We start from the raw sequence: 784 nt of genomic DNA on the forward strand, positions 1-784 counted from the left end.
CGATGATGCGAAGGGTCGAATCCGCGCTCATGCTTCAGGCTCCCAGCAGGCTTTGCCCGCACACGCGCACGACCTGCGCATTGATCCCACCCGAGGCCGGGTGCGCCAGCCAGGCGATGGTCTGCGCCACGTCCTCGGCCTGCCCGCCCTGGGACATGGAGTTCATCCGCCGCCCCGCCTCGCGGATCAGCAGCGGGATCTTCGCGGTCATCTGGGTTTCGATGAAACCCGGCGCCACGCCGTTGACCGTCACCTGCTGGCGCGCGGCCAGCGGTGCGAGGCTCTGCACCAGGCCGATCACCCCGGCCTTGGAGGTGGCATAGTTGCTTTGCCCGAGGTTGCCGGCGATGCCGGAAATCGACGACACGCAGACAATACGCCCACCGGGATTGAGGCCCTGCCCTTCGAGCAACGCCAGGCTCAGGCGCAGCGGCGCCTCGAGGTTGACCGCCATGACCTTGCGCCAGGAGGCCTCGGTCATCTTCGCCAGGGTCTTGTCCTGGGTGATGCCAGCGTTGTGCACGACGATATCGAAGGCACCGTGCTCCCCGACGAAGGCCAGCAGGCGCTCGGCGGCCTGCGGCGCGGTGATGTCCATGGCCAGCGCCGTACCGCCGAGCGTGCCGGCGACCTGCTGCAACTCAGCCTCGACCGCCGGGATATCCAGGCAGACCACCTCGGCACCCTCGCCGGCCAGCACCTGGGCGATCGCCAGGCCGATGCCGCGACAGGCCCCGGTGATCAGCGCCCGGCGGCCGGCCAGTGGTCGCTGCCAGTCGATGGC

The 784-nt window shown here is 69.4% G+C and carries 1 protein-coding gene; it reads right to left on the minus strand.

All coding sequences use genetic code 11. The annotated features are described in order from the left end of the window. Positions 1 to 34 precede the first annotated feature (34 nt). On the minus strand, positions 35 to 784 hold a 750-nt coding region (locus K675_RS0123220), incomplete at its 5' end, for an SDR family oxidoreductase (protein WP_017905863.1).

Origin of the sequence: Pseudomonas fuscovaginae SE-1, assembly GCF_000364705.1 — a bacterium.
GTDB classification, from domain to species: Bacteria; Pseudomonadota; Gammaproteobacteria; order Pseudomonadales; family Pseudomonadaceae; genus Aquipseudomonas; species Aquipseudomonas fuscovaginae_A.